The 15,774-nt window shown below is 70.2% G+C and carries 14 protein-coding genes and 1 pseudogene; 8 read left to right on the forward strand and 7 right to left on the reverse strand.

All coding sequences use genetic code 11. The features are described 5' to 3' along the window. Window positions 1-672: 672 nt before the first annotated feature. The gene (locus ACFV9D_RS32400) at window positions 673-1,842 is read right to left on the reverse strand and encodes an NADH:flavin oxidoreductase (protein WP_385154233.1); all 1,170 of its coding nucleotides are present in this window, start codon (window positions 1,840-1,842) and stop codon (window positions 673-675) included. A gap of 112 nt (window positions 1,843-1,954) precedes the next feature. Between ACFV9D_RS32400 and ACFV9D_RS32405 the strand changes: the two genes are divergently transcribed. The 5 genes from ACFV9D_RS32405 (at window position 1,955) to bla (ending at window position 6,073) form a co-directional block, all read left to right on the forward strand. Next, a complete protein-coding gene (locus ACFV9D_RS32405; protein WP_385154236.1) occupies window positions 1,955-2,392 on the forward strand; it encodes a MarR family winged helix-turn-helix transcriptional regulator in 438 nt (145 codons plus the stop codon). Window positions 2,393-2,522: 130 nt separating this feature from the next. After that, a complete protein-coding gene (locus tag ACFV9D_RS32410) occupies window positions 2,523-3,059 on the forward strand; it encodes an NUDIX hydrolase family protein (RefSeq protein WP_385154239.1) in 537 nt (178 codons plus the stop codon). 269 nt (window positions 3,060-3,328) lie between these two features. Beyond that, window positions 3,329-4,144 carry a hypothetical protein gene (locus tag ACFV9D_RS32415; RefSeq protein WP_385154242.1) on the forward strand — a complete coding sequence of 272 codons (816 nt, stop codon included), beginning with the start codon at window positions 3,329-3,331 and terminating at the stop codon, window positions 4,142-4,144. A 92-nt stretch (window positions 4,145-4,236) separates the two neighbouring features. Beyond that, entirely contained in the window at window positions 4,237-5,049 is an 813-nt protein-coding gene (locus ACFV9D_RS32420; RefSeq protein WP_385154244.1) for a hypothetical protein, read from the forward strand. 46 nt (window positions 5,050-5,095) lie between these two features. Then, the gene (gene bla / locus ACFV9D_RS32425; protein WP_385154247.1) at window positions 5,096-6,073 is read left to right on the forward strand and encodes a class A beta-lactamase; all 978 of its coding nucleotides are present in this window, start codon (window positions 5,096-5,098) and stop codon (window positions 6,071-6,073) included. A 140-nt stretch (window positions 6,074-6,213) separates the two neighbouring features. Here the strand turns inward: bla and ACFV9D_RS32430 are convergent, their stop codons facing one another. After that, window positions 6,214-8,331 (reverse strand): SpoIIE family protein phosphatase, encoded by a 2,118-nt coding sequence (locus ACFV9D_RS32430; RefSeq protein ID WP_385154250.1) that lies wholly within the window; start codon window positions 8,329-8,331, stop codon window positions 6,214-6,216. 265 nt (window positions 8,332-8,596) lie between these two features. On the opposite strand from ACFV9D_RS32430, the gene ACFV9D_RS32435 reads away from it, so the two are divergent. Next, window positions 8,597-9,055 (forward strand): flavodoxin family protein, encoded by a 459-nt coding sequence (locus ACFV9D_RS32435; RefSeq protein ID WP_385154252.1) that lies wholly within the window; start codon window positions 8,597-8,599, stop codon window positions 9,053-9,055. Window positions 9,056-9,382: 327 nt separating this feature from the next. On the opposite strand, the gene ACFV9D_RS32440 is transcribed toward ACFV9D_RS32435, so the two are convergent. The 5 genes and pseudogenes from ACFV9D_RS32440 to ACFV9D_RS32460 form a co-directional block, all read right to left on the reverse strand. Continuing rightward, the gene (locus tag ACFV9D_RS32440) at window positions 9,383-9,916 is read right to left on the reverse strand and encodes a GNAT family N-acetyltransferase (RefSeq protein ID WP_385154255.1); all 534 of its coding nucleotides are present in this window, start codon (window positions 9,914-9,916) and stop codon (window positions 9,383-9,385) included. Between the two features lie 173 nt (window positions 9,917-10,089). Beyond that, window positions 10,090-11,256: a hypothetical protein gene (locus ACFV9D_RS32445; RefSeq protein ID WP_385154259.1), complete on the reverse strand. Its 1,167-nt coding sequence runs from the start codon at window positions 11,254-11,256 to the stop codon at window positions 10,090-10,092. A 7-nt stretch (window positions 11,257-11,263) separates the two neighbouring features. Then, window positions 11,264-11,692 (reverse strand): annotated as a pseudogene (locus ACFV9D_RS32450) (transposase); the annotation flags it as partial. A 339-nt stretch (window positions 11,693-12,031) separates the two neighbouring features. Further along, window positions 12,032-12,628 (reverse strand): LysR substrate-binding domain-containing protein, encoded by a 597-nt coding sequence (locus tag ACFV9D_RS32455; RefSeq protein WP_385154262.1) that lies wholly within the window; start codon window positions 12,626-12,628, stop codon window positions 12,032-12,034. 129 nt (window positions 12,629-12,757) lie between these two features. Beyond that, window positions 12,758-13,669 (reverse strand): LysR substrate-binding domain-containing protein, encoded by a 912-nt coding sequence (locus ACFV9D_RS32460; RefSeq protein ID WP_385154265.1) that lies wholly within the window; start codon window positions 13,667-13,669, stop codon window positions 12,758-12,760. A 236-nt stretch (window positions 13,670-13,905) separates the two neighbouring features. Here ACFV9D_RS32460 and ACFV9D_RS32465 point away from each other — a divergent pair, with 236 nt between their 5' ends. Both ACFV9D_RS32465 and ACFV9D_RS32470 read left to right on the forward strand, forming a co-directional pair. Beyond that, the gene (locus ACFV9D_RS32465; protein WP_385154268.1) at window positions 13,906-14,907 is read left to right on the forward strand and encodes a GNAT family N-acetyltransferase; all 1,002 of its coding nucleotides are present in this window, start codon (window positions 13,906-13,908) and stop codon (window positions 14,905-14,907) included. Between the two features lie 55 nt (window positions 14,908-14,962). After that, on the forward strand, window positions 14,963-15,745 hold the full coding sequence (locus tag ACFV9D_RS32470; RefSeq protein ID WP_385154271.1) for a VOC family protein: 783 nt from the start codon (window positions 14,963-14,965) through the stop codon (window positions 15,743-15,745). Window positions 15,746-15,774 lie beyond the last annotated feature (29 nt).

Below are 15,774 nucleotides of genomic sequence, written 5' to 3' on the forward strand. Positions count from 1 at the left end.
ACTCGCTATGACAAACGCGCCAGCCACTACCAAGCCATGGTCACCCTCGCCTGCCTCCGACTCTGGCTGCCATGACTTTCCGGACAGGCCCTAGGAGGTGGGCGGCGACACCACGGGCGGGGCGCGCCAGCCGTACCACTTCCACCGCGAGGGCGTCGTCGAGTTCCCCCGCCGCGCGAGCGGCCTCGACTCGTCCGGCAAGCCCCGGCGTCCCTGGCGCGGACAGGGCGGCACGCAACGCAGCGGCGGCTGCGCCCGCCTGCTCCGCCCGCGGGGGCCCCAGAGGCGGCGGCGAGGAATGGAGCGACTGCGACGCGAACGGCAGGTCGCCCCACCGTTCGCGCACCTGCGACAGTTCCTCGCCGGGCAGGCTGCGGGCCACCAACTCCAACATCATGTGCTGCAGTTCCGCCGTGTCGACGCCCGTACGGTACATGGCTCCCTCCCCCGTTCGATCTTGCGTTGCCGGTCCGGAAAGCATTCCAACACGTGGCACTGACAAGCGCTGCGGAGCTGGGTGTGAGCCTTCGGGCCGTCCATCAACGACGGGAGGGCACCGGCGAGAGCCGGTGCCCTTCGTCGTACGAGGTGCTGCGACGTCTGTCAGCGTGGCGTGGTCGATGGACGCAAGTCGGGCGGACTTGCTCCCATCGACGGGGCCGACGGGTACACCTAGCTCAGTGTCTTCAGCGCCGCCGCGTCGTACGGCTTCAGCTCCTCGAAGCGGTCTCCCAGAACCTTCGCCGCCCAGTGCGGGTCCTGGAGCAGGGCGCGGCCGACGGCGACCAGGTCGAACTCGTCGCGCTCCATGCGGTCGAGGAGGTTGTCGATGCTGCCGATCTCGGCGCCCTCGCCCGCGAACGCGCGGATGAAGTCGCCGTCGAGGCCGACCGAGCCGACGGTGATGGTGGGCCTGCCGGTGAGCTTCTTGGTCCACCCCGCCAGGTTCAGGTCCGAGCCCTCGAACTCCGGGAGCCAGTAGCGGCGGGTGGATGCGTGGAAGGCGTCGACGCCGGCCGCGGCGAGCGGGGTCAGGATCGCCTCCAGCTCCTCCGGCGTCTCGGCGAGCCTCGCGTCGTAGGCTTCCTGCTTCCACTGCGAGTAGCGGAAGATGACCGGGAAGTCGGGCGAGACGGTCTCGCGGACCGCGGCCACGATCTCGGCCGCGAACTTCGTACGGGCCACGGGGTCGCCGCCGTAGGCGTCGGTACGGCGGTTCGTCCCGGCCCACAAGAACTGGTCCAGGAGGTAGCCGTGGGCGCCGTGCAGTTCGACGCCGTCGAAGCCGATGCGCTCGGCGGCTGCGGCGGCCTCGGCGAAGGCGCCGATGACGTCGTCCAGGTCGGTGCGGGTCATCGCCTTGCCGGTGCCCTCGGTGCCGTCGACGCGGATGCCGGAGGGGCCGACCGCGGGGGCGTTGGCGTAGGGCGCATCGCCCTGCTTGCGGACCATGCCGATGTGCCACAGCTGCGGCACGATCGTGCCGCCCGCCGCGTGAACGGCCTCGGCGACCTGCGCCCACCCCGCCAGCTGCTCCTCGCCGTGGAACCGCGGCACGCGGTCGCTCTGCCCGGCCGACTCGTGGCCGACGTACGTCCCCTCGGTGACGATCAGGCCCACACCCGCGGCGGCGCGCCGGGCGTAGTACGAGCGCACGTCCTCACCGGGGACGCCGTCCGGGGAGAACATGCGCGTCATCGGCGCCATCACGATGCGGTTCGGGACGGTCAGGCCGTTCAGCGTGACGGGCCGGGACAGGATCTCGGCCGCACGGGAGGCGGAGGTCGCAGTGACGGTCTGTCCGGAGGGCCCTGCGGTTGCCCTGTGCTGTGCCTGAGACACGGAAACCCTTTCCCAACTACTTAACAACATGGAAGCTTGAGAACATCAAGCAATACGTACGGTAGACGGTAGTATTTGAGATCGTCAAGCTTCTCGAGGAAAGGTGGATCTCATGCCAGGACCCCCGCGCGTCGACACGGGGCAGCTCATGGAGCTGCTCTCCGTGTCACTCGGCGCCTACTACGGCGACTTCACCGCCGCGGCTGCCCGCGACAAGCTCACGGCCAGCCAGGGCAGGACGCTCAGCGTGCTCCGCCACGGCCCCGCCGCGATGCGCGTACTCGCCGAGACGCTGGCCTGCGACGCCTCCAACATCACGGGCATCGTCGACCGCCTGGAGAAGCGGGGCCTGGTCCGCCGCGAGCCCAGCCCCGGCGACCGCCGTGTCAAGAACGTCGTCCTCACCCCCGAGGGCGAGCACGCCGTCGACACCATCCGCGACAACATGCACACCACGCTCGCGGGCCTGGCCACACTCGACGACAAGGACCGGGCCACCCTCTACGCCCTACTGGACCGCGTCTTCACAGCCCGCCCCACGGACGCCTGACAGCCGGCACCTGAAAGCCCTGCTCTGGAACGTCTCGGCAGCGACGCCCTCGTCGGCCCACCCGAACTCCCACCCGGCTGGCAGACACAACGCCTGAGCTGAAGACCGGCCTGGAAAGTATGATCAAACAATGTCTGACATGACCGAGACCACGCCCGGCTGGCTGACCAACGACGAGCTGGACGTGGCCAGGGCCCGCATGCCGATCCTGTACGTCGAGGCCGTGCCCGTGCGCGTGGACGACAGCGGCGAAGTCACCAGCATCGGACTGCTCCTGCGCATCGGTGCGGACGGAACCATCAGCCGCACCCTGGTATCCGGCCGCGTCATGCATCACGAGCGGGTCCGTGACGCGCTGCTGCGCCACTTGGAGAAGGACCTTGGTCCGGTGGCCCTGCCCCGCGTCCCCGCCTCCCTGCAGCCCTTCACGGTCGCCGAATACTTCCCCACAGCGGGCGTCACCCCGTACCACGACCCGCGCCAGCACGCGGTGTCTCTCGCGTACGTCGTGCCGGTGACCGGCGACTGCCGCCCGCGGCAGGACGCGCTGGACCTGGTCTGGTTCAGCCCGCAGGAAGCAGCCTCACCAGCCCTGCAGGGCGAGATGCCGGGCGGCCACGGGATGCTGCTGAAGCAGGCCCTTGCGCATGTGGGACACGCGTACTGAGGTCGCCCCGCCATGGATGGCCGCCAAACAACCCGGGCGCCGGGTCACCGACCGCACCCGGGACTAACAGTCCGCAGCCAACGCCCTGCTCGAAGCCGGCCATGATCGACGGTCGACACGCACGAGCGGCGCAGCGCCGGAGAAGAACGAGGAACCGCTCCGCTCCCGGTCTGCCGTGTCCCACGAGCCCGGCGGAGCTGGACGGCGGCCGTCCCCAGCTGAAAGCCTCTGGATCACAGCACGGAGAGTGAGAGAACAAGAGCCACGTCATGCGGAAGCACCTGCGGAAGCACCGGGCCGAGGCCGACGAGGGGGACACGATCAACACCGCCGAAGAGGGCCAGCACCCGCTGGATTCCGCCAGCGTCATGAACGCGAAGATGACCCTCCTCGAACTCCTCGGCCGCGCCGGAGTTTTCCGGGACGAGGCCGAGGAGCTCATCGCGATCGTCGAGGCCGGGGCGATCGCAGACGCGCACGGCGAGATCGGGAAGGCCGCCGGCGTCCCGGAGGAGACGGGCGAGCCGTACCGCAGCGGCTGGCTCGACGGCGCCCGGGCCGCCGGCGACGAACTCGCGCGCATCGCCGAGCGAGCCCTCCGGCGCGCCATCGGCACCGCGTTGCCCGGCGCCGCGCACGAGAGCGGTCAGGACGGCGCCGCACGCGGCCGTCCGCCCGTCGGGATGGTGGACGTGGAACGTGCGAAGGTCGCGGTGACGCCGCTGTATCTGGCCTTCAGCAACAGATCGGACCTCGACCCCGAGGTGTCGGACGAGGTCCTCACCGCGGTCCTCGGCACGATGAGCGTCGTGGAACGGGTCGGGTACGCGGGGCGGCTGGAGAACTTCGTCGGCACCCACCGAGGACGGCTGGCTCAGGTGTACGCGCAGTACGGCCCCGGCAGCCGTATCGCCCTCCACGGCCGCTACTCCCTCACGCACTCCCCCACCAGCATCGCCGTGCTCGAACGCCTCATCGCCGCGCCGACCGCGCTGCGGTCGGAATGGGATGCCGCCGAGCTTCCCCCGGCCTGGCTGGAAGGCCTCGCGATCGCCTGGCGCGCTTCGGGCACTCCGCCGGAGTGATCCCGTGCCCGGCCCCGTGCGGAGACCGGCACAGCCCGGGACCGGTACGGGGGACCAAGGGCGTTGTCAGACGCGGGCCGTAGCCTGCAGCGATGGACCACATCGTGCTCTTCCTCGTCACGCTGACGCTCACGGCCGTCGTGTACGTGTCGGCGGCCGCCTGCCATCTGCGGCGGGTCCGCAGGCTGCGGACGATCGAGGCGCGGATCGGCGCCTTGGGTGTCGATCCCTACTTCGCGGCCGTCGTCCGAGGCCAGGAGACGGCGGCCGCCGCAGCCGAGTTGCTGCTCGCCGGAGTGATTCGGATCGACCACCACGCGGTGATCCGACTCGTGAACGGCACCGACGACGGTGGAAGCGACAGCAGCGCCGAGGAGGTCCGCGCCCCTGCGCACCCGATACCCGCCGCGCTCCTGGAGGCCGTCCGCAGGCGGCATCCCAAGCACGTGGTGCTCGGCCGGATCATGCAGCGCGACCGCGCGTACATCGAGCAGTGCGGGATGTTCCGCGCCGCACAGGAAGAGCTGTTTCCTAAGCCACTCGGCGGCACCGGGTGGGCCGTCGGATGCCTGGGGGCTCTGGGGGTGTACGCCGTCGTGGCCTTCGCCGTCTTCGCCGCGATGGCAACGCTGGAGTCGCCACCGCACGGGCTCGTGCAAGGGGCGGCGGCGGGCGGAACCCTCCTCGCGCTCACCCTGTTGCTCCTGAGCCCTGCGTTGTGGAAGCGGCTCCCGCGCCCGGATCCCGATCCGTTGCACACACGCTGTCTGCAGCTGCGGCATCCGGCCCTCGACGGCCTGGACGAGAAACGTGGCCGCCTCGTGAATCGGAGCATGTTCCTTGGCCGGCGGACCAGAGCGCCGCGTCCGCGCCGGGCCCCCTCCCCCAGTAGTAAAGGTCACTGAACCGGTCCTCTTCCAACGCGTGAAGCGTCCCCCGGAGGTTTGACGCATGCAGCACTCTCATGCCCGGCGCTTCCTTCTCGGGGCGCTCACCGCATTCGTTCTCGTCCCGCTCACGGCCTGCGGCCAGGGCACTCCCACCTCGGCCAGGGAGGGCGCCCGGGCTCCCCACGCGTCGTCGCCCGGCCCATCCGTACCGTCCACGCGACCGACGGCGGATGCCAAGCCGTACGCCCACGCCTTCCAGGATCTCGAGCGCAGGTACGGCGCACGGCTGGGCGTCTACGCCGTCGACACCGGAACCGGCCGCGAGGTGGCGTACAACGACGGGCAGCGGTTCGCCTACGCCTCCACGTTCAAGGCGCTGGCCGCCGGCGCCGTGCTGAAGAAGTACTCCCTGAAGGGGCTGGACCGGGTCATCACGTACTCACGGGGCGATCTGATCGCCCACTCCCCCGTGACCGAGAAGCACGTCGAGGCGGGTATGAGTCTGGGTGCGCTGTGTGACGCTGCCGTCCGATACAGCGACAACACAGCGGCCAACCTGCTGTTCGACGCGCTCGGCGGGCCCGAGGGACTCGATGCCGCGCTGGAGGAGATCGGCGACGACGTCACACGGATGGACCGACGCGAGCCCGAGCTGAGCCGGTGGGCACCGGGCGAGAAGCGGGACACCAGCACACCGAGGGCGCTGGCCGGGGATCTGCGCGCGTACGTGCTCGGAGACGTGCTCGGCCCGGACGAACGGGCACGGCTGACGACCTGGCTGCGTACCAACACCACTGGTGACGAGCTGATCAGGGCCGGGGTGCCAAGGGGATGGGTGGTCGGCGACAAGACCGGAACCGGGAGCTTCTACGGAGCTCGGAACGACATCGCTGTGGTGTGGCCACCGGATGCCGCCCCGATGGTCATGGCGATCATGTCGAACCGTCCCGACAAGGACGCCGGCCACGACAACCGGCTGATCGCGGAGGCGGCCTCCGTCGTCGCCGCCACACTGTCGTCCCCGCGGCGGGGCGCGTGAGCTGCGGCGCGGCCCGGAGGGTCGCCGCCTCCTGGGGCAGGCCATGGAGCAGGCCCTGGAGCATGCCCTTGACCCCGCCCGCGCCGGCTGCCAGGCACGGACCCGGTCCCGCGCCTGGCAGCCGGCGGGCGCGGAGCGCCTCATCCACCGTCGCGCGGGCTCGACTCGGCCGGATGAGGCGACGAACGGCTGACCCGGGCGAGGACGATCACCGTGTCGTCGGTGGGCTCGGCGGGGAGCAGATTCGTCAGGATGTCCTCCGCCGTCTCTTCCAGCCTCCCTGTGGCGCGGCCCAGTTGGGCCCGGAGCGCCTCGATGCCTTCGTCGATGTCCTGGCCGCGCGCCTCGACGAGGCCATCTGTGTAGAGGGCCAGGGTGGCGCCCTCGGGGAGTTCGATCTCGGTCGTGAGGAACGGAAAGCCGCCCACGCCGAGCGGAACCCCTAGGGCGTCGTCGATGATGTCGACCGTGCCGTTCGGCGCGCGGACCAGGGGTGGCGGGTGGCCGGCGTTGGCGATGCGGGCCAGGCCGGTCGCAGGGTCGTAGCGGATGTAGAGGCAGGTCGCCAGCTCGATCCCGGATTCCCGTGCACACACGTCGAGTTCGGTGAGGACGGCGTCGGGTTCCAGATTCTGGCGGGCCAGGGTCTTGGCGGTGATGCGCAGTCGGCCCATCGCCGCGGCCGCCGGTACGCCGTGTCCCACCACGTCGCCCACCACCAGCGCCACCCGGCCGCCCGGCAGTTCGATCACGTCGTACCAGTCGCCGCCGACCTCGCTGATGTGGCTGCCGGGCAGGTACCTGTGGGCGATGCGCACATACGGGCCCGCCGCAGGTGCGGTGGGGAGCAGTGCGCGTTGGAGGGTGAGCGCGATGTCCTGGACTCGGCTGTAGAGACGGGCGTTGTCCAGACACAGCGCGGCGCGGGAGGCCAGTTCGCCGGCCAGGCTGAGGTCCTCTTCGGTGAAGACCGGCCGGACTGCGGAGCGCCCGAACATGGCGATGCCCTGGACCGTGCCCCGTGCGATGAGAGGAGCGATGAGCAGGCTGGTCAGACCGCTGTCGATCAGAAGTCGGGCACGGGCCTGATGGATGACGGTGCGCGTCATGAACGCATCGTTGACCGGGACACAGATGGGTCGGCCGCTGCGCAGCACCTCGTGGATCGTGGAGCCCGGCGGGTACGTGACGCTCGTCAGGCCACTCACGAGTTCGCCGGCGGGAGGGGGCAGGCTGGTGCCGGAGGCGATCCGGCGGGTGATCAGCGGCATGGCCGGGTCGAACACCTCACGCTCGTCCGCCCACTCCACGACTTCGACGACCGATGCGTCGGAGAAGTCGGGAACAGCCGCGTCGACCAGCTCTCGGGCGGTGACGTTCACGTCCAGGGTGGTGCCGATCAGGCCGGCAGCCCGGTCAAGGAGAGCCAGCCGCTGCCGTGCGGCCGTCGCTTCCACGATCGCCTGCTCCCGGTCGGTGACGTCCACGACCAGTCCGCCCAGTCCCGGCCGTGTGTCTCCCGCCTGACTCAGGGGGAAGAAGCTCACGGAGCGTACCTGGTCCCGGTCGGGACGGCCGGGAGTGCGGAGGCCGACCAGGGCGCTCACGACGGGTCGGCCCTCGTCGGCTACGGCGCGGAGCATGCGCCGGTACTCGCCCCCGTCCGAGGTGATCATGACGTCGGTGATGGACCGCCCGATGTGGTCCTGGATGGGGAGGCCGTCCATGTCGGCCAGGGCCTGGTTGAGGTGGACGTACCGGAGGTGTTCGTCGAGCATGACGAGACCGATGGGGCACGTCTCGAAGAGGGCGTCGAGAAAGGCGAGATTGGTCTTCACCCGGTCCAGCTCGTCACCCCTGCTCGCCAGGCCCACGACGACGGACCGGCCCTGGTCGCCCGTCACCGGGAAGACCCGGAAGCCACAGTCGAAGACGGTTCCATCGCGGTGCAGCGCCGGCATTCTCACCCGCCAGTAGCCCAGCGTCCGGCCGCGCTCCGCCAGGTGCTCGGCCGCACGCGCGCTTTCCAGCGGAGCGCCGGGGAACAGGGAGGCGGCGGGCTTGGACAACACATCGGTCGCCGAATGACCGAAGAGCCGCTTGGCACCCGGTCCCCAGTAGCAGACCCGATCGTCGTCATCCACGCCCAGCACGGCCACGGAAACGTGCTCCAGCAGAGTGCCCGGCTCCGACCACAGCGGACCGGGCTCCTGTTCATCCGCCGGCCGATCGGATGGCATTGCGCCCCTCTCGCGCATGCTACGGCGACGAGCATGGCCAGCCGCCAGTGGGCCCTCAAGGGCAATTCTGCCCGCCCTCCGCCATTCGGACATCACGACCCCGACCGCAAACGGGGGCTGGGCACGCACGTCGGTGACGGATGGTGATCGATGAGACACAGAGTGCGATGCACCCCGGTCACCGGTTGCGGTGCGGGTGTGGCCGCCGTCACTCCGGCGCGGTGTCACATCCGGCGATGGCTGCGCTGTCCTCGTTACGGAAGCGAGAGAAGGGATCTTCAAGATGAAGGCCGTCATCGTGTGCGTCTCCGTGTCACACGGCAATACGCGTCGCGTCGCCGACACCATGGCCCAGGTGCTGGGCGCGCAGGTCGTCGCCCCCGAGGAGGCCGATCCGGGAGAGCTGGCCGGCGCCGACCTCGTGGGGTTCGGCTCGGGCATTTTCTACGGCAGGCCCCATCCCCACCTGACCGAATTCGTCAAGACACTTCCCGCCATGCGGGGCCGGGCATTCGTGTACGCCACGAGCGGGCTTCCCGAGTTGTCGCCGGCACCGTTCACGCGTCCCCTGGTCCGGCTCCTCGAAGGAAAGGGCTTCGAGGAGATCAGGGGCTTCTCGTGCCGAGCGTTCGACACCTGGACGCCCTTCAAACTCATCGGCGGCATCAACAAGCAGCGGCCGAACGCCGGGGACCTCGCCGCCGCGCGCGCGTTCGCCGAGCAATTGCAGAACGGGCGATAGCCTGCGCGGCCTGTCCGTTCGCCCCGCTCACAGCATCGCCGTGATCGAAGCCGGCACCGACCTTCGATCGGGTGGGCAGACGGACGCACACGGGCGCGGCGCGGGAGTGGGTGCCGGGCAACCGGTCAGTCGGCTCGTACCACCACCCCGGCCCCTCGGGCAGGCCCGGAACGGAGGGTGACGTCAACGGGAGGCTGCACCACTCCATCATCAGGCCGCGGCGGCCGGCGCCACAGCCCAGCTGACACAGCCAGTGGCGGTGGTATTCGCAGCGAGGGTCTCCCCCGGCCTGGGACCGCGGCGCGCGACATGTGGGCGCCGAGGCCGTCATGAGCTGCGGAAGGCTTCGGGGTAGGCGAATTCGCCGTGCACGGAGGGTTGGTAGGCGGCCAGGGTGCGGACCTGGAAGAGGTCGCCCCAGCCCGGTTCCGGACCGACGATGCCGAAGTCTGTGCTCGGGCGAAAGCCGAAGCGATCGTAGAAGTCGCGGTCACCAAGCACCACGACCAGGGGGGTGTCGAGCGCGTCCAAGGCGGCGAGCGCCGCGTGCACCAGGGCGGAACCGACACCGCGTCGCCGGTGGGCGGGGAGCACGCCGAGCAGGCTGAAGTCGGGGACCCGGACGGCGCCGATCCGGCCCCAGGAGCACAGGGCATGTCCGACGAGCTCGCCGGCTTCACCCTCGGCCACCAGAGAGAGGGCCGGTATCCAGGCTTCTGATGAACGCAAGGCGTCCCGCAGTCTCGCCTCCACCGAGTCTTCCAGGTGCGGCTTGTGCGAGGTAGCCACGGTCAGTGCACGGACAGTGGCCAGGTCGGCGGGGATTTCTCGTCTGATCAGCACGTGCGCAGTCTCGCCCACGGGCTGACCGGAAGTTCGTACGGGGCCCCACCACCGGGTAGGTCTCATCCTGTTCGTGCCCCGGCCGGGGCCGCTGACGGCCCTTTGGCCGGTTACCGGCACCTGCGACTGCCCGGTGGGGACGGCCGCCGGGCAGGCGTCCCCACGGGCGTGCCTGCGGGGTGCGGGTCAGGTCAGGTCAGGTGCAACGCCGCGGGCAGATCGCGTGCGACAGCAGCGGCCAGTGCTGCACGGGCGGCTCGCGACGGGCAAGCGTACGGGCTGTCGAGCATTTCGGCGAGATCGTCGTCCCAGGCTGCCATGCGGTGAAGCGCCGCATGGAGGGCACCGGCGTCCTCGGCGAGCAGCGCGTCCGCCAGCGCGAGGATGTCGGCACGGCCGGTGCGCGGCGGCGCGGGGATGTCGGGCAGGAGGGGACGGACGAACGCAGCGGTCTGCGCAGGGCAGAAGGCGGCGAGCGAGGCGAGCACAAAGCGAACGGCACCGCTTTCGGTCTCCCATTGCGGAAGCAGGGCCGGGATCCGTGCGATGACCGCCTCCCTCACCCGTACGAGGGAGTCCAGGGCGACCTGGCGCCCCGACATCGCAGCCAAGTCGGCGTGGCGGACAGCCGTGGTGTCGGGCTCGGAGGCAAGGCCGAGGAGCAAGAGCAGCAGGCTCACACGGGCGCCCGGCGACAGGGGCCGAGAACGGGCAAGTTCGGTGATGAAGGGGACGATCGCCACCATGCCGCCGTCCGGGACCGGCAAGTGGTGGGCCGTGGACACGAGGTCCGCGAGGAACAACCGGGTGCCGTCCGGTTCGGCGAACTCCTCATCGGGGTCGTCATCCATGAGGAACGCCAGGGGCGGGGGTGCAGCGGCGGACGTGCCGTACATCCGGTGCGCGACGGCTGCTGCCTCGGCTATCTCCGCCTCCGGGTCGCAGAAGTGCAGGCCCGTCCACGCTGGCGCCCTGCCCGGCTGCGGTAGGCCGACCGGCAGGGGAACAGGCAGCGCCATATGGGCCATGGCGTCCTCGTGGACCGGGCCGCCGACGTTGGAGGCGGCCCGGTCCCCGCCGGAGTCCCGCACATACGACACATACGTGAGCAGCGCCCCGCCCCGGCTCCTTGCCAGCGCCGCGAGACGTCGCCTCTCCTGCCGGAGAAGCGGGCTCAGTAGCTCCGGATCGTCACCGGGCACCGGGTAGACGGCGGGCGAGACGACATCCCACATCCTCCCGCCACCCGGTTGTCGCACCGTCACCGACCGGCATCCCGCACCAGCCAGCTCACGGGCGACACTCCGGGCCGCCGACTCCTGCGCGAACACCAGCACCCGCTGCACACCCACAACCATGCCGCCATCATCCCTCCCACTCGTGGATGTCGTCGCGGATCTCCCAGCGGATCCGCAGGCGGCGTAACCAGTGCAGGTGAGCGAAGGCGCGCTCGACAACCCAGCGTTGGGTGCCGAGTCCGGAGCCGTGTTCGGTGCCGCGTCGCGCGATCAGTGGCTTCACGCCGAGCGCGCGGACGAGGCGGCGGTACTTGTCGTGGTCGTAGCGGCGGTCACCGAGCACGACGTCGTGGCGGCGCCGGGGCCGGTCACGTTTGCCCCGCAGGGGCGGCACTGCCTGGAGCGGTGGGATGAGCTGGGTGACGTCGTTGTGGCTGCCGCCGGTCAAGGTGACGGCGAGCGGGATGCCGGTGGCGTCGGTGATCAAGTGGTGCTTGCTGCCCGTCCTGCCCCGGTCGACAGGGCTTCGTCCCGTCTTGGGGCGCCTTTTAAGAGATCATTCCGTTAGGAATTCTAAATCGCGTATGTGGAAGATCCGGGCGAGGTCTTCCAGAGTCAGGCTTTGCGGCGGACCAGCAGTTGGTCGCCAGGGACAGCTGGCATCCGCCGCTCGGATATGAGGAGCGGGCCGACGACCAGGTCTGGTTCAGAGATCGGCAAGTGCGGGACCAGCACGTCCACATCACCCTGACACAGCTGCGCGACGGCGTCGATGAGTTGTCATTCCCGGATGTGGGCACAGTAATTCGGATCGCCCTCGGTAACGAGATCGCGGGCCTGGCGAACGATCCGCCAGGCTGCGGCGCCTACGACGTGGTGGAGTCGGCAGGCTGCGTCAGAAGCGGAATACACCCAGGTCGCCCACCGTGTTGGCCAGGGCGGGGATGAGGTCGTTTTCGGCTTCGGTCCGCCAGACCAGAGCGAAGGTCAGGGTGGCCATCTCGGGGACGGGGAGGAATCGGATGTTCGACATGCTCCAGTGTCCGGTGACATGGCCGGGGAAGGTCTGGATGATGTCGCCCATGCCGACGTGGCTGATCAGCTCATCGGGGTTGTCCGAGGCCGCGGATGTGATGCGCTCGATCGTCCGGCCGGGTGGGGTGGAGAAGGGCAGGTAGCTGTCCTCCCAGTAGTCCGGCAGGCCGAGGGCCGTGGCGTGGGGGAAGTCGGCGAGCAGCTCCAGTGGCACGGAGCCCCGTCCCGCAAGCCGGTGGTCGGCGGCCACGGCAAGGATCCGGGAGTCGGTGCACAGGGTCGGCCCGACGGTGAAGTCCGGCTCTTCCACCGGGCAGCCAGGCGACGACGTCCATGGCACCGCTGCGGAGCTGCCCGAACACATCGTTGAAGGTTGCCTGGCGTATCGCTGTGCGGTGCGGCCGACATGCAGTTCCTCGGTCAGCACGAGGAAGATCTCGATGTCCCGCAGCTCCACCGACTCCCAACCCTCCGGCTCCCCCGGCCCTCCATCGATAACCCAGCGGTTAACGAACCGCGCGGGATTCTGCCTTGATTGTTCTCGCGGCCTCAGGAAGGTTGAGGGCATGCGGGCGAACGGGCAGGATCAGTGGAAAGCGGCGGGGGATACGCGGCCGGCGGCCTCTTGTGCGGCCTGGGCGAAGGCGCGGACGGCGGGGGTGTTGTTCGACTTAAGCCAGACCGGTGCCCAGTCGAGCGGCGGGGCATCGGTCAACGGGATGTAGGCGATGTCGGGCCGGGCGTAGAAGCGCGTGACCTGCGCACCCGCGATGGATCCGCCGCAGCCCGAAGCGATCAGCTGCAGGGCTTCCAGGGACGTCTCGTACTCGGGACCGGCGGGGATCGGCCGGCCTTGCGGCGTGCGGTCGGGTCGGCGATCGGAGATCCAGTCGCCGGGCTTCACGCCGACGACGCGCAGGAGCGGGATGTCGGCGAGGTCCTCCATGGACACGCTCTTGCGGCGGGCCAGGGGGTGGTCGGCGGGGGCCACGAGCACCCTCGGTTCGGAGATGATCAACGGACCGATGACGAGGTCGGGTCCGGGGACCGGCAGAGGCAGGAACAGCACGTCCACATCGCCTTCGCGCAACCTCGCGACGGCGTCCACGACCTGCACTTCGCGGAGGTGCCCGCGCCAGCCGGGCATGCGTGCGGGAAACAGCTGTTGGGCCTGGTGGGCGACCTGTCCGGCGGCGGCGCCGACGAAACCGACCCGCAGCTCGCCGGCCGTCGGCCGGGCGCTGCTGATCGCGCGGTCGAGGCCGGCCTGGATCTGTTCGTAGCCGGGCCGCACGTCCTCGTACAGGCAGTGGCCCAGTGACGTGAGACTCACGCTGCGGTTGGTCCGCAGGAACAGCGGTGCCCCGATGCGCCGTTCCAGCTTCTTGATGGTCTGGCTGATCCGCCCGGTTGTCACGTGCAGGCGCTCGGCGGTACGTCCGAAGTGCAATTCCTCGGCGAGCGTGAGGAACGCCTCCATCTCCAGGCGCTCGAGCACCGTGCCTCCATGTGTTGAGTCTCGCTAAACGTGACTTCCAGTATCAGGCGTTGTTCGACCGATTCTCCAGAGGCAGCCTGGTCAGGGCCCGTCCGGCGAGCCGGTTCCTGTCTCCAGGAACTTCAGCAGCGGCGCACTGCTCCTGGACCTCCGCCCTGCCCACCTTCAGCAAGGACCGGACGACGCAGCGCGTCGTGTCCGGAAGCCCGACCAACTCGACCACGAGAGTCATCACCTTGACCAAGCACGCACATGTCCATCCGCTCCAGCACGTCTCAGCCACCGATGCCGCCGTCTGGCATCAGATCGTCGCCGCCTCGATGGCCCACGACCTGCCCGGAGTGCCGACCCCCGACCCCGGGCAGATCCACGCGCAGCTCACCAAGCCCGCCCTGGGCAGCCGCTGGCTGACCTGGCTGGCCACAGGGGCGGACGGCGTCCCGGTCGGAGTCGCCGGATTGCGGCTGTTCACCTCCCCGGGGAGGGATCACCTGGCCGAAGCGGAACTCCACGTCGACCCGGCACACCGGCGCCGGGGAACCGGCTCCCTCCTGCTGTCGGCCGTCGTGGAGGCCTGCCGCACCGAGAACCGGCGCAGCCTGATCGTCGCGGCCGCGGCCGACAGCGAGGGCGAGGCGTTCAGCGAACGGTGGGGCTTTCGCCCGGCCCTGACCCTGGATCACCTCATTCTTCGCCTCGACGAGATGAACGAGGCCGACCTGCTCCGGACCGCCGATGCCGAGCACCCCGGCTACCGGCTGAACGGCTGGACCGGAACGGTTCCCGACGACCTCGCCGACGCCTTCGCCGCCGCGAAGAACGCGATGAACGACATGCCCGTCGGAGACCTGGACTACGGCAACGTGGCGTGGGACGCCGACCGCGTCCGCGCTATGGGCAAGGTGATCGCCGATCGCGGGGACACCTTGCTGACCATCGCCGCCGTCCACGACGACGGCACCATGGCCGGCTACACCGAGATCCCGCTCTCCCAGGGCTCCGGGCCGCGCGCCCAGCAGTACGACACGGCGGTCGTGCCCGCGCACCGCGGCCGCGGCCTCGGGTTGTGGGTCAAGGCCGCCATGGTGCGGCGGCTGCGCGCCGAGCACCCCGGCGTCGTCGAGATCGAGACGGACAACGCCGACGACAACGGCCACATGCTGGCCGTCAACCACCGACTGGGATTCCGCTCCTACCGGCGCACCCGCGAGTTCCAGCTCGACCTGCCCACGACCTGAGAGCGACTGACGCCTCCGGCCCGTCCGCCCATCGCACACCAGCCAAGGAGCTGCCGTGAACGTTTCCACCTCCACCCTGTCCCTGACCGTCGCCGACGTCGACGCCTCCCGTGACTTCCTCTGCACCCACCTCGGCTACGAAGTGGCCATGGCCGACGACGGCTTCGCCTCCCTGACCCGCGAGGACGCCGCCGTCGACATCGTCCTGCTCCGCAAGGGCACCGAGGTCCTGCCCGCCGAGCAGCGGGACCGGGAGGCGACCGGCCTGATCCTCGCCCTCACGGTCAGCGATCTCGACGCCGAGGAGGCCCGGCTGCGTGCGGCCGGCGCCCCCATCACCATGCCCCTGCGCGAAGAGCCCTGGGGCGAGCGACTGTTCCAGATGACCGACCCCAACGGGGTCGTCATCCAGCTCGTCGAGTGGGCCGTCACCGGTCACTCCGCCGAACCGAACGCGGACACCGCCGTGCATGTGATCACCCCCGCGGCCGAGCACGTCACTGTCTCCCCGAACGCCACCATGACCGGCCTGGCGGCTCCCAGCCGCGGCGGCACCGAACTGAGCACCTGGACGGTCGGCATGGACGCGGGGGCAACCGGACCCGAGCACTCCGTCACGCGTGAGCAGGTCTGGACGGTCACCGCGGGCGCCCTGGAAGTGACCTGCGACGGCCACACCCACAAGGTCCTGGCCGGCCAGAGCCTGATCCTCCCGCCCGGCCTCGTCCGTCGGATCCACGCCCCGGAGCGGGCCGAGGCCCACGTCTCCATGCGCTCCGACGGGGTCGCTTCCGTTCCCGGTACCGAGGGCACCCGCGAACTGCCGTGGGCACGGTGATCGCGGCTGCCGCGAACGGCCCGGCCCCC

The sequence above is a fragment of the Streptomyces sp. NPDC059875 genome, from assembly GCF_042731085.1.
Taxonomy (GTDB): domain Bacteria; phylum Actinomycetota; class Actinomycetes; order Streptomycetales; family Streptomycetaceae; genus Streptomyces.